Source organism: Brevibacterium atlanticum (assembly GCF_011617245.1).
GTDB classification, from domain to species: domain Bacteria; phylum Actinomycetota; class Actinomycetes; order Actinomycetales; family Brevibacteriaceae; genus Brevibacterium; species Brevibacterium atlanticum.
On the sequence record NZ_CP050152.1, the window covers coordinates 2,471,660 to 2,484,435 of the forward strand.

Annotated in this window: 9 protein-coding genes; 5 read left to right on the forward strand and 4 right to left on the reverse strand. The window is 65.6% G+C overall.

What is annotated here, in order from left to right:
* Positions 1-2: 2 nt before the first annotated feature.
* A complete protein-coding gene (locus tag GUY23_RS11085; protein WP_166972315.1) occupies positions 3-1,577 on the reverse strand; it encodes a cytochrome ubiquinol oxidase subunit I in 1,575 nt (524 codons plus the stop codon).
* Positions 1,578-1,818: 241 nt separating this feature from the next.
* On the opposite strand from GUY23_RS11085, the gene GUY23_RS11090 reads away from it, so the two are divergent.
* Both GUY23_RS11090 and GUY23_RS11095 read left to right on the forward strand, forming a co-directional pair.
* Positions 1,819-2,181, forward strand: a complete 363-nt coding sequence (locus GUY23_RS11090; protein ID WP_166975994.1) for a BlaI/MecI/CopY family transcriptional regulator — start codon at positions 1,819-1,821, stop codon at positions 2,179-2,181.
* Between the two features lie 18 nt (positions 2,182-2,199).
* The gene (locus GUY23_RS11095; protein WP_166972317.1) at positions 2,200-3,093 is read left to right on the forward strand and encodes a M56 family metallopeptidase; all 894 of its coding nucleotides are present in this window, start codon (positions 2,200-2,202) and stop codon (positions 3,091-3,093) included.
* Between the two features lie 73 nt (positions 3,094-3,166).
* Here the strand turns inward: GUY23_RS11095 and GUY23_RS11100 are convergent, their stop codons facing one another.
* The gene (locus tag GUY23_RS11100; RefSeq protein WP_166972319.1) at positions 3,167-5,278 is read right to left on the reverse strand and encodes a DNA gyrase/topoisomerase IV subunit B; all 2,112 of its coding nucleotides are present in this window, start codon (positions 5,276-5,278) and stop codon (positions 3,167-3,169) included.
* Between the two features lie 127 nt (positions 5,279-5,405).
* On the opposite strand from GUY23_RS11100, the gene GUY23_RS11105 reads away from it, so the two are divergent.
* Complete coding sequence (locus GUY23_RS11105) at positions 5,406-6,245, forward strand: N-acetylmuramoyl-L-alanine amidase (protein WP_166972321.1); 840 nt, start codon at positions 5,406-5,408, stop codon at positions 6,243-6,245.
* Positions 6,246-6,379: 134 nt separating this feature from the next.
* On the opposite strand, the gene GUY23_RS11110 is transcribed toward GUY23_RS11105, so the two are convergent.
* Entirely contained in the window at positions 6,380-7,861 is a 1,482-nt protein-coding gene (locus tag GUY23_RS11110) for an RNA polymerase sigma factor (protein ID WP_166972323.1), read from the reverse strand.
* A gap of 141 nt (positions 7,862-8,002) precedes the next feature.
* A complete protein-coding gene (locus tag GUY23_RS11115; protein ID WP_166972325.1) occupies positions 8,003-9,217 on the reverse strand; it encodes a DUF4192 family protein in 1,215 nt (404 codons plus the stop codon).
* 241 nt (positions 9,218-9,458) lie between these two features.
* Between GUY23_RS11115 and GUY23_RS11120 the strand changes: the two genes are divergently transcribed.
* Entirely contained in the window at positions 9,459-10,250 is a 792-nt protein-coding gene (locus GUY23_RS11120; protein ID WP_166972327.1) for a spermidine synthase, read from the forward strand.
* A 209-nt stretch (positions 10,251-10,459) separates the two neighbouring features.
* Complete coding sequence (locus GUY23_RS11125) at positions 10,460-12,691, forward strand: HelD family protein (RefSeq protein WP_166972329.1); 2,232 nt, start codon at positions 10,460-10,462, stop codon at positions 12,689-12,691.
* Positions 12,692-12,776 lie beyond the last annotated feature (85 nt).

Sequence of the window (12,776 nt, forward strand, 5' to 3'; positions counted from 1 at the left end):
CCTCAGTAGGCGAACGACAGCACGTCATCGCCGTCGTCGGTGATCGTGGGTTTCGACGTCTTCTTCGCTTCCAATTCCGGCATCGCCGAGGCGACTCCGCCCTTGACGTAGGTCGTGAGCAGCCGCAGTTCGACGACCATCAGCACTCCGTAGACGAGGGTGAGGCTGATCAGCGAGAACAGCAGCATCCCCGGGGTCACTTCGGGTGAGAGCGCCGCCTGCGTGTACATGTACACGCCGTCGAGCTGGGCCGGGTTGGGGGCGACGACGAACGGCTGACGTCCCATCTCGGTGAAGATCCACCCGGCTGAGTTCGCGATGAAGGGAGCGGTGATCGCCAGGAGGAATCCGCGGCTGAGCCATTTCGACTGTGGGACGGTGCCCTTGCGGGCCAGCCACAGTCCGATGAGGCAGACCCCGGCGGCCAGCGCCCCGAAGCCGATCATCATGCGGAAGCCCCAATAGGTGACGATCATGATGGGCTGGTAGTTGACAGCCTCTCCGGCGTGGTCGCCGTAACGGGGGTCGTCGGGAATGTGCGTGCCGTAGCGATCCTGGTATTCCGGCAGCAGGGTCGTGACTCCGTGGACCGGGGTGGAGAAGTCGCCGTTGGCGAGGAAGGACAGCAGGCCGGGGATCTCGAAGATGTTCTGCACCCCGTCGCAGTCGTTCGAGGAGGGGTCGGCGATCGTGAGCACGGAGAACTGGGTGCCGTCGTGGCACGCCGCCTCGGCCGAGGCCATCTTCATCGGCTGCTGCTCGAACATCAGCTTCGCCTGCACGTCACCGGTGATGGAGACTCCGGCGAAGGCGATGATGCCGACGAGGGCGCCGATGCGCAGGGACTTGATCCACACCGCATGGTCGGTCTTGTCCCGACCCGGCAGGTCCGTGGATTCGCCGACGATGACCTTGCCGTCGGCGCCGACCGTGTCGATGCCGTCCTTGCGACGGTGGTAGAGGTGGTACCAGGAGATGCCGAGCAGGAACGATCCGCCGACGGCCAGTGCCCCGAAGAGGGTGTGGGTATAGGCGGCGATGGCGGTGTTGTTGCCGAGCACCGCCCATACGTCGGTCATCACCGGTTTGCCGTCGACGAGTTCGACCCCGACGGGGTGCTGCATCCACGAGTTCGCGACGATGATGAAGTAGGCGGAGATCCAGGAACCGATGACCGCACACCACAGCGCCCCGAGGTGGACCGCCCGGGGCAGCCGACCCCAGCCGAATATCCACAGACCGAGGAACGTCGATTCGAGGAAGAAGGCCAGGAGCGCCTCGAGTGCCAGCGGCGCTCCGAAGACATCGCCGACGAAGCGGGAGTACTCGCTCCATGCCATACCGAACTGGAACTCCTGGACGAGACCGGTGGCCACACCCATGATGAAGTTGATGAGGAAGAGCTTGCCGAAGAACTTCGTGGCCCGCAGGTAGACCTCGTTGCCGGTGCGGTGGTAGATCGTCTGCAGGATCGCCACGAGCATGCCGAGTCCCAGAGTCAGCGGCACCATCCAGAAGTGATAGACGGTGGTGATTCCGAATTGCCACCGTCCGATGAGGACCGGGTCGAGATCCATGGGCTCTCCGTTCAAGTTTCCCGAGGGCAGTATTTCTACGTCACGTAGAATTCTACATCCCGTAGAACCTTGCTCGCCCTCATCCCGTCATCCAAGATCGTCTGTACCGATTATGCGCTTCCCCTCAGCGGCCGGGCCAGAGGATCACAGCCCGATCGGCGCGGCACCGCCTGGAATTCGACAGTCTGTAGAGATATACTTGAGGCAACGACCGACCATTGATGATGAGGACTTGGAAACTGTGGGAACACTTGGTGAACTCGAACGCAGCGTCATGGACGCCATCTGGGTGCATGATGACGGACTGAGTGCAGCCGAACTGCGTGAGGTCCTCGCCGACCGGGAACTCGCCCTCACGACGGTGCACACCGTCCTCTCCCGCCTGGAGAAGAAGGGCTTCGTCACCCGCGATCGCAGCATTCGCCCCCACCGCTACCTCGCGGTGTCCACTCGTGAGGATCACGTCGCCGAGCTGATGACGGAGATGCTCTCGCAGGCCCCGGACCGTCAGGCCGTGCTCGCACGGTTCCTCGGCACCGTCTCGGAGGCCGACACCAAGGCGCTGCGCAATCTGCTCGGGCGCAATCACTCGACGCATTCCTGACCCAGAACGGTCACGTCCATGACCATCGTGGGTCTGATTCTGGCCGTGCTGGCATTCCTGCTCGCGTGGCCCATTCCTGCGGCTCTCGCCCGCTTCCGCGGCGATCCGATCTCAGAGGTCGTCCTCTGGCAGGCCGTCGGACTCTCCGGCGGCCTGTCCCTCATCGGTGCCGCCCTCGCCTTCGCCGTCGCCCCCGGATCATCGAGCCTGCCGTCGGGCATCATCGCCCTGGCGAGAGGTGAGTCCCACGCCCAGCTCTCGATCATGGCGTGGATCTTCCTCATCATCGCCGTCCTGCTCATCGGCAGGCTGCTCGGATGTCTGGTCCTCACCTTCTACTCCGCGCGCAAGGCCCGCCTGCGCCATGATGAGATCCTCCACCTGCTCAGTGAACCCTCGGCGACGTACCCCGATACCCGGATCATCACCACCGACGAGGTGGTCGCCTACTGTCTGCCCAAGGGGCCGAGGAAGGGCACCGCGGTGCTCTCGACCGGGCTGATCAAGGCCCTCGACGAGGAGGAGCGAACCGCGGTCATCGCCCATGAGCGAGCCCACCTGGACTTCCGGCACGACGTGCTCGTCATCCCCTTCGCCGCCTGGCATCAGGCGCTCCCCTACTTCTCCGCCACGGCGATCGGGCTGAACTCGGTGAATCGGCTCATCGAACTCATGGCCGATGACCAGGCCCGCGAGCATGTGGATCCGCAGATCCTCGCCCGCGCGGTGCGGTCGGCCGCCGCCATCAGCCCCGACCATCGCAGCGAACTGTCCAAGCAGCGCATCCGCAGGCTCTCGCACCCGCTCGATTCGGCCCGGATCCCGGTCCGGCTGATGTCGATCGGACTGGCAGTGGTGCTCCTGCTCGTTCCGACGACGCTCATCCTCGCCCCGGCTGCCTTCGGCATCTGAGCCGCCCGCGCTGCGTGCGGGACTCGCCTGAGGCGACTCAGTCCCTCAGCTCACGCGTCGAGGCACCCTCGCCTCAAGAGTCGATGCGTTCGGCGTCGAGCACGGCGGCTCCCGAGACGATGAACTCCTTGCGCGGTCCCACCGAGGAGCCCATGAGGAGTTCGAAGGTGTTCTCCGCCGCCTCGGCGTCGGCCATCGTCACCCTCCGCAGAGTGCGCATGCTCGGGTCCATGGTCGTCTCGGCCAACTGGTCGGCGTCCATCTCTCCGAGTCCCTTGTACCGCTGAATGGGTTCCTTGTACGCCTTCTTCTGCTTCTCGAGCTTCTTCAGCAGCGCGTGCAGCTCCGCCTCGGTGTAGGTGTAGACGATGTCGTTCGGCGTCCCGCGCTTGGTCACGACCTCGACCCGGTGCAGGGGTGGGACGGCGGCGAAGACGCGACCGGCTTCGACCATCGGCTTCATGTACCGGAAGAAGAGGGTGAGCAGCAGGGTGCGGATGTGCGCCCCGTCGACATCGGCATCGGTCATGATGATGACGCGACCGTAGCGGGCCGATTCGAGGTCGAAGCTGCGCCCGGAGCCGGCACCGATGACCTGGATGAGCGCCGAGCATTCGACGTTGGCGAGCATGTCGGCCAGGGTGGCCTTCTGCACGTTGAGGATCTTCCCGCGGATGGGGAACAGCGCCTGATGGTCGGAGTTGCGGGCGGCCTTGGCCGTGCCCATCGCCGAATCGCCCTCGACGATGAACAGCTCAGTGTTCTCCACTCCGTTGTCGCGGCAGTCATAGAGCTTCGCCGGCAGCGAAGAGGCCTCGAGCGCGGTCTTGCGGCGCTGGTTCTCCTTGTGGGTGCGGGCGGAGATGCGCGACTTCATCTCGGCCACGACCTTCTCCATGAGGACCGCAGCCTGCTGCTTCTCCGTGCGCTTGGTCGAGGCGAGGATGTCGCCGAGCTGGGTCTCGACGGTCTTCGCGACGATCTGCCTGACGGCGGCGGTGCCGAGCACTTCCTTCGTCTGTCCCTCGAACTGGGGTTCGGCCAGCTGAACGGTGACCACGGCTGTCAGTCCCGCGAGGACATCGTCCTTCTCGAGTTTGTCCTTGCCCATCTTGAGTCTGCGGGCGTTGGCGTCGGCGGCCTTGCGCAGCGCCTTGAGACAGGCCTGCTCGAACCCTGCGAGGTGGGTGCCGCCGTGCGGGGTGGCGACGACGTTGACGAACGATTTGAGTTTCGTGTCGTAGCCGGTCCCCCACCGCAGCGCGACATCGACGCCGACCTCACGTTCGACTTCCTTGGACTCGAGGTGGCCCGAGGAGTCGAGCACCGGCACGGTCTCCTTGAAGGTGCCGGTGTTCTGCAGGCGCCAGGTGTCCGTGATCGGCGGGTCGATGGAGAGATGATCGACGAACTCGGTGATGCCGCCGTCGAACTTGAAGACCTCTTCGCGTTCGGCGATGACCGCTCCGGTCTCATCGCGGGCGACGCCGCGCCGATCGATGATGCGCAGCTCGAGACCGGGGACGAGGAACGCCGTCTGCCGTGCTCGTTCGATGAGGTGCTGGTAGTCGAACTGGGCCTTGGCGAGGAAGATCTGCGGATCGGCCCAGTACTGCACGCGGGTGCCTGTGGCACCGCGTTTGGCCTTGCCGACGATGTCGAGGCCTGTCGGTTCTTGGAACTCTTCGAAGGGATTGTCCGGGCTCGGCTGGCCCGAGGAGTCGTCGAAGCGTCCGGGAACGCCGCGACGGAAGGACATCTTGTGCACCTTCGATCCGCGGGTGACCTCGACGTCGAGGCGCGCAGACAGCGCGTTGACGACGGAGGCGCCGACTCCATGCAGACCGCCCGAGGCTGCGTAGGAGGAACCGCCGAACTTGCCTCCGGCGTGGAGTTTGGTCAGGACGACCTCGACTCCGGTCAGGCCGGTCTTCGGTTCGATGTCGACGGGAATGCCGCGTCCCTTGTCGGTCACGGCGACCGATCCGTCGGCGGCGAGCTCGATGAGGATCTCGGATCCGTGGCCGCCGAGGGCTTCGTCGACGCTGTTGTCGATGATCTCCCACAGGCAGTGCATGAGACCGCGGGAATCGGTCGTTCCGATGTACATGCCGGGGCGTTTGCGCACCGCCTCGAGACCGGACAGGACGGACAGGTGCCTGGCGCCGTAGCTTTCGTCTTCCACTGAATTCCTCTCGTTCGATTAAATTCTAATCGCTGAGAGCCCGGGACCCTATTTCCCGTGGGCCGTGTCGGCGGCCGATTCCTCAGGGCACCGACAGATCACTGCGTTGTGCGGGACAATGGAGACCATGTCCCACCGCACTCTCGCACCGAGCCTCCTGCTCACCGCCGTCCTCATCCTGCCCGGTCTCGCCGCCTGCGGGACAGACGACCCCGCACCGTCGGCACCGACGTCGAAGGCTGCCGAGACCTCCTCGGCTGACAAGACGGGCGGCGGGGATCGCACCACAGGGAGCACCGCCTCGGCGAGCGATGAGGCCGAGGTCGATCTCAAGGGCAGGACGATCGCCATCGATCCCGGTCACAACGGCGGAAACGCGTCACATCCGTCCGAGATCAACAAGCAGGTTCCCGACGGGCGCGGCGGCACGAAGGCGTGCAATACGACGGGGACGGCGACGGAGTCGGACTATCCGGAAGCCGACTTCACGTGGGCGGTGGCCGGACGCTTGCGTGACTCGCTCGAAGATGCGGGGGCGACTGTCATACTCAGCCGGAACGACAACAAGGGCGTCGGTCCCTGCGTCGACGAACGCGGATCGTTCGCCGACGATGCGGATCTGCTCGTGAGCATCCATGCCGACGGGGCCGAGTCGAGTTCGGCGAAGGGCTATCACGTCATCGTCGCCGACCCCGGCAAGGATGAGAAGACGGAGAAGGCCTCGTCGGACTTGGCCGAATCGATCGGGACGTCGATGGGCAGGACCTTCACCCCCAACAGCGCCTACGGGAAGGAGGCGATCAGCCGCCGTCCCGATCTGGCCGGACTCAACAATGCCTCCGTGCCCGCGGTCATCGTCGAGTGCGGACAGATGCGCAACCCGGAGGAGGCGAAGCTCATGGAGTCGAAGTCCGGGCAGAAGAAGTACGCGGCCGCGCTGTTCGACGGCATCGTCGACTGGTACTGAGCCGTCGCCCGGTATCGAACCGGTTCGCCCCGGGGATGACGAACGCCCCCGGGAGATCCCAGGGGCGTTCGTTCGTCGCTGCTGCTCTGACGTCTGCAAGGGGAGGCGACGTCGCCGTGTGTGCCGGGCGGCACTCAGTCGAGGTAGTCGCGCAGCACCTGCGAACGAGACGGATGACGCAGCTTCGCCATCGTCTTCGATTCGATCTGACGGATGCGCTCACGCGTGACTCCGTAGACCTTGCCGATCTCGTCGAGAGTCTTCGGCTGACCGTCGTTGAGTCCGAAGCGCATAGAGACCACGCCGGCCTCACGCTCGGAGAGCGTGTCGAGAACTGAGTGCAGCTGCTCCTGCAGCAGCGTGAAGCTCACCGAGTCCGAGGGGACGACCGCTTCGGAGTCCTCGATGAGGTCGCCGAACTCCGAATCGCCGTCCTCGCCCAGGGGCGTGTGGAGCGAAATGGGTTCACGACCGTACTTCTGGACCTCGACGACGCGTTCGGGCGTCATGTCGAGTTCCTTCGCGAGCTCTTCGGGAGTCGGTTCGCGACCGAGATCCTGCAGCATCTGGCGCTGCACGCGGGCGAGTTTGTTGATGACCTCGACCATGTGCACGGGAATGCGGATGGTGCGGGCCTGGTCGGCCATGGCACGGGTGATGGCCTGACGGATCCACCACGTGGCGTAGGTCGAGAACTTGAAGCCCTTGGTGTAGTCGAACTTCTCGACGGCGCGGATGAGTCCGAGGTTGCCTTCCTGGATGAGGTCGAGGAAGAGCATGCCGCGGCCGGTGTAGCGCTTGGCCAGGGACACGACGAGGCGGAGGTTCGCCTCGAGCAGATGGTTCTTCGCGATCCGACCATCGTGGATGATCCACTTGTAGTCCATCGTCTCGCGCGGGTCCTTCACCTCACCGGAGTCGAGGAGGTGCTCGGCGTACATGCCGGCTTCGATCCGCTTCGCCAGGTCGACCTCTTCGGCTGCGTTGAGCAGTGCCACCTTGCCGATCTGCTTGAGGTAGTCCTTGACCGGGTCGGCCGTCGCACCCGCGGAGACGACCTGCTGGGCGGGAGCGTCCTCCTCGTCGGCGTCGGAGACGATGAATCCGCCGGCTTCGGCCACGGCGGCGTTCTTCTCCTTCTCCTCCGAGTTCTTCGTCTCGGTCGCCTCGGCGGGGCTCTCCTCGGTCGCCAGGGCGTCCGCGGTGGGCTCGACCTCCTCGGTGGTGTCGATCTCGTCGTCGGTCTTCTTCGCCTTGGTCGCCTTCTTCGCTTCCTTGGCAGCGGTCGCCTTCGAGGTCGTCGTGGTCGCCGACGTCGTCGCGGCAGGCTTCTCGGCAGTCGTCTTCTTCGCCGCCGTGGTCTTCTTGGCCGCAGCGGTCTCGGTCTTCGCGGCAGACTTCGCCGTCGTCGACTTCGCGGCGGTCTTCTTGGTTCCGACAGAGCTCGACGTCTTCGTCGTCTTCTTCGCAGTGGACTTCGACGCCGCAGTGGTCTTGGATCCACCGGTCGAGGTCTTGCCGGCCGTTCCCTCCGACTTCTCTGTCACCGTTGTGGATTCCTTATCGACTCTCGGCACGTGTTCACCTTTCGCGAGCGTTGAAACTTCCCCATGCATTCGGACAGTACTAAGACCCAAGTCAAGTGGTCCGGCGTACGGTCCGGGGCGAACGCATAGCTCGCCCATCATGCAATGACTGGGTCAACGCCTCATTTTCGCACGTTATTCCCGGCATTGCGAATCGGCGATCCGAGCGACTCAGAAGGAAGAAGGCTCGCTCTCCATCAGCCAGCGCGGCAGGAATCCCAACCGTACGGCACGCACGACGAGCTTCGCCAGTCCGTGTTCAGGATCGATGTCGGTCGCGGCCCGAGCGTAGCTGTCCGCCATCGTCGACCCGCCCAATGCCCATTCGAACCAGGCGATGACGGCATAGGTGTCGGCACGCACCCGGGGGTGGCACCGAGGCAGGTACTCCTTGAGGAAAGCGATGGTGAGCATGACGTCGCGTGGGCGCGGGGCCCGCGCCGAGAGTCCGACGATCTCCTGCGCTGATTCGGCTCTGGCGCTGAACCGGCGGGAGCGATCGCACAGCTGTTCCCCGTCGAGACCGGCGACCAGAGCGGGCGGGAAGTCGGGATGGTCGAAGCTGAGGATCATCTCGAGCGCATCTCGTGACCACTTCTCGGCCAGGAGCACGTCGATGGCCATCACGGTCGGCAGGTCGAGCATCGCCTGCAGGCGGGTCACGTCGATGGGTTCGTCGTCGGTACGGATCGCGTCCAAGCGCCCGAAGACGTCGGCGAGGATGACGAACGCTTCGTCCATGCCCATCCATTCGTCCGTGCGTCCGCGTCGACTGTGGGCGAAGGCTTCCGCCGTCATCGGGGCGATGACCAGCTCCTGTGGTGTCCCGACCGGATTCGATCCGGCCGCGATGAGTTCCGTGGCACACGGCGAGGTCGTCGCTGCGATGAGAGGCGTGGAGTCGTCTCCGTCATCGTCGATGCGACCGAACTGCTTCTGGCTCACCCACCAGGCGCAGAGCGTGTCGATTCCCGCTGAGGCGAAGGACTGGGCGAGCTCGTCGATGGCGGCGCGGACGAGTCCCCGGTGGACGGCGGCGTCCTCGAGGTCGACCCCATCCGCGGCGGCCGCCTCGGCGATGGTCGGTTCATCGTCGTGGCCGGCCAGCGGGGTGATCGGCTGGTAGCCCTCGTCGTAGACGACGAGGAAGACCCCGGTGACCGCGCAGGCCCGACCGATGAGGTCGACGTAGCCGCTGCCGCCCCTGCGGAGGATGTCTGCGGCGGTCTCGAGGGTGAAGTCGACGCGCAGGGTCGTCGAGCTCGACTGCGAACCGTTGGTCTCGGTGCCGATGATCACGGCGACGAGGCTGTCGCGGGGGATGTAGCCCAACGTGTGGGGGATGATGCCGATGATGTCCTCTGGTGTTCGGGCCGGTGTCTCCATGATCGGGTGTCCTCTTCTGGTGTGCGTGGCCGTGTTCATTTCCGTGTGCGTGTGCGAGGCCGCAGCGCTGCGGTCTGGTCTCCACTCCAGCCGATGCGCCCTGGCGTGGAACAGATGCGCCTGCCACCCTGTGGACAGAGGGTCTGCCTCCACAGGCGATCGGCGTCGAAGTCGGGAGTCTCGTCCCCACGTGGATTCGGGCCGAATTGCCTCCTCGACGCGACTGGCATAGAAGTGAGGGGTGGCGAAGCGACGGATATACACAGCACCGGGCTCTCAAGTGGTCGACATCTCGACGGGGACGGCGCACCTGGAGAAGCTCGACGGGGAGGCCGATTCCTACGTCCTCCATGTCAACGGAGTCCCCTCGTCCTCGATCACGCTCAGCGATCCTGAGCGTCTCGACTTCGAATATCTCGACTGGATGCGTCGGGTCATCGATGTCTCGCTGCCTCCGGGTTCGCTGCGAGCGGTGCACATCGGCGCGGCCGGATGTGCGCTGGCCCGCGCGCTCGACACTGCCCGACCGGGGTCGAAGCAGACGGCCATCGATGTCGATGCGCTCCTGCTCGACTTCGCCCGGCAGTGGTTCGACCTACCCCGCTCCCCCGCCTTGTCTCTGCGGGCCGGCGACGGTGCCGTCGAGATCGGGAAGTTCCGGCCCGACAGCCTCGACGTCATCATCCGCGACGCCTTCGACCACGATTCGGTGCCGCCTGCACTGCAGACCGGAGTGTTCTTCGCCTCCTGCGCGTCCGCGCTCAAGGACTCCGGCCTCTATGTCGCCAACGTCCCCGACAGCGGCGACCATCGCATCCTCAAGTCCGACCTCGCCGCTATGTCTGAGCATTTCGTCCATCTGGCGGCGGCCACCGAACCGGCGATCCTCAAGGGACGTCGGCGCGGCAACGTCGTCGTGCTCGCCTCGAACACGCCCTTGGACACGGCCGGCCTCGATCGCAGTCTGCGCACCGCGGCGAGTTCCGCGACATTCCTGGCAGGCAACCGACTGCGGTCCCGCCTCGGGATGTGAGAGGCGAGATGGCACGGTGGGTCTGCAGGGTGAGACGGCACGGTGCTGCCGTCGGTCTGCGGCTCCCACCTCTGCCGGACCCGTGCGCGCGGCCGCGCCAGCAGTGCTCTGTCGGCCGAATGTGAGAAACGCCCCGAACCGAAATGACGTCGTGACTACAGTCGCCGCCGAAAGTTCGGCATAATTGAATGCCGACCCAAGAAGGTGAGATGACCGAAACTTCAGAAATTCGCGTCGAGCAGGCCAAGCTCGACGAGCTCTACGCCCGTCTCGATGTGCTGCGGGAGGAGACGACAGCCCGCCTGGGAACCGTGAGGATCTCCGAAGTCGGAGGCAATCACCAGCATCGCACCGAACGCGATGCCTTCGCCACGCTGTACGAAGACCAGCTCGTCCGCCTCGACGGCGCCGAGGAGGGACTGTGCTTCGGCCGCCTCGACCTCACCGACGAGGACGACCCCACCTACATCGGTCGGATCGGTCTCACCGATGAGCAGCGTCAGCAGATCCTCATCGACTGGCGCGCCCCTGCCGCCGAACGCTTCTACCAGTCGACCGCGGCCAACCCCGACGGTGTCACTCGCCGCCGTCACCTCGTCACCGCCAACCGGATGGTCACCGGCATCGAAGACGATGTGCTCGACATCGACGCCCTCGACGAGGACGAGAAGTCGAACCTCCAAGGCGAAGGCGCCCTGCTCGCCGCTCTCACCAGTCACCGCACCGGACGGATGGGTGACATCGTCGCCACCATCCAGTCCGAACAGGACGCGATCATCCGCCGGCCTCTCTCCGGCGTCCTCGTCGTCCAGGGAGGACCGGGAACCGGCAAGACTGCGGTCGCCCTGCACCGCGCGGCCTACCTCCTCTACCGGCACAGGGAACGGATCGCGAAATCCGGCGTCCTCCTCGTGGGACCGTCGACCGTGTTCCTCAAGTACATCGAGAAGGTCCTGCCCAGCCTCGGCGAGACCGGAGCCGTACTGCTCACGCCCGGCCAGCTCTATCCCGGACTCGACACGGATGCCGCCGACGCTCCCGCAGTCGCCGAGATCAAGGGACGCATCACCATGGCGACGGTGCTGAAGAACCATGTCGCGAACTACGAGCGCGTACCCGAGCACGACGAAGAGCTGCGGGTCGGTTCCCACACCATCGTGCTGCGCCGGAAGGACGTCCGCGGAGCACGCGATCGCGCCCGCCGCAGCGGGGATGCGCACAATGCCGCCCGCAACGGCTTCGTCACCGGTCTGCTCAAGATCCTTGCCGAGGACCTCGCCCACGAGATGGGCCTCGATGCGGCCGGCGAACGTCTGCCGGAGCTGCTCGAGGAGCTGCGTTCCTCCGTCGACGTCCGTCGCGCACTCAACCTCGCGTGGTTCCCGATCGGTCCCGCCGGTGCGCTGCGCGCACTGCTGGGCAAGCCGCACAAACTCGCATCTGCTGCGGGCCGACTGCTGAGCCCGGACGAACAGGCGACCCTGGTCGAGAACGCCCGGGAGGACTTCACCGTCTCGGATGTGCCCCTGCTCGACGAGCTGGCCGAGTTGCTCGGATCCAACCCGCAGCCGACTCAGGCCAGAGACGATGCGGCCCGCGAATACGCCGAGGCCGTGGTCGATATGACCGAGACCGGCGGCATGGTCACCGCCGATATGCTCGCAGCCCGGTGGGAGGAGCAGGGTCCGTCGTCGACCCTGGCCGAGCGCGCACTCGAGGACCGTGAGTGGACGTACGGCCACCTCGTCGTCGACGAGGCGCAGGAACTCTCTCCCATGCAGTGGCGGGTGCTCTTCCGTCGAGTGCCGTCGAAGTCGGCCACCGTCGTCGGCGACCTCGCCCAGTCCTCGCAGGTCGACAATGCCCGGACGTGGAGTTCGATCCTCTCCGAGTTCGTCGGTGACCGGTTCGCCCTGCAGGTGCTCACGGTCTCCTACCGCACTCCGCAGTCGGTGATGGACCTGGCCAATCGGTACCTCCACCGGCATTTCCCGCAGCTCGAGCTCGTCGAATCGGTGCGGCAGGGCGGCGCAGATCCCCGTCTGGACACCTTCGCCGCCGAATCCGATATGCTCGGATCCCTCGCCGAGGCGGCCGCACAGGAAGTCGCGGAAGCCGCGGGTGGGAAGATCGCCGTCATCGCCGATGATGATCTCATCGACCCCATCGCCGAGGTGCTCGCCGACTTCGATTTCGGACGCTCGGTCACCGGGCTCGACCACCAGATCGCGCTCATCACCCCGCAGCAGGCCAAGGGACTCGAGTTCGACTCGGTCATCATCGTCGAGCCCGGGCGCATCGCGCCGGTCGGCAGCGGTGAGGGAATCGGCGGGCTCTACGTCGCCCTGACGAGGACGACGGAGCGGCTGCGCATCCTCGCCTCCGAGTCCACGGAACTCGCCGAACTCTTCGACACCGAGGCGATCCGCGAAGCCGGCTGACCCCTCTTACTACCTGACGGCGGCCCAGCAACCTCGCGCGAGGTTGCTGGGCCGCCGTCAGGTAGTAAGAGGGGATGTAAAAGGC

Excerpts from the sequence above, each read along its gene's own strand:
- GUY23_RS11095 (WP_166972317.1), top strand. The coding sequence starts at position 2,200 with ATGACCATCGTGGGTCTGATTCTGGCCGTGCTGGCATTCCTGCTCGCG.
- GUY23_RS11105 (WP_166972321.1), top strand. The coding sequence starts at position 5,406 with ATGTCCCACCGCACTCTCGCACCGAGCCTCCTGCTCACCGCCGTCCTC.
- GUY23_RS11085 (WP_166972315.1), bottom strand. The coding sequence starts at position 1,577 with ATGGATCTCGACCCGGTCCTCATCGGACGGTGGCAATTCGGAATCACC.
- GUY23_RS11115 (WP_166972325.1), bottom strand. The coding sequence starts at position 9,217 with ATGGAGACACCGGCCCGAACACCAGAGGACATCATCGGCATCATCCCC.
- GUY23_RS11125 (WP_166972329.1), top strand. The coding sequence starts at position 10,460 with ATGACCGAAACTTCAGAAATTCGCGTCGAGCAGGCCAAGCTCGACGAG.
- GUY23_RS11110 (WP_166972323.1), bottom strand. The coding sequence starts at position 7,861 with ATGCATGGGGAAGTTTCAACGCTCGCGAAAGGTGAACACGTGCCGAGA.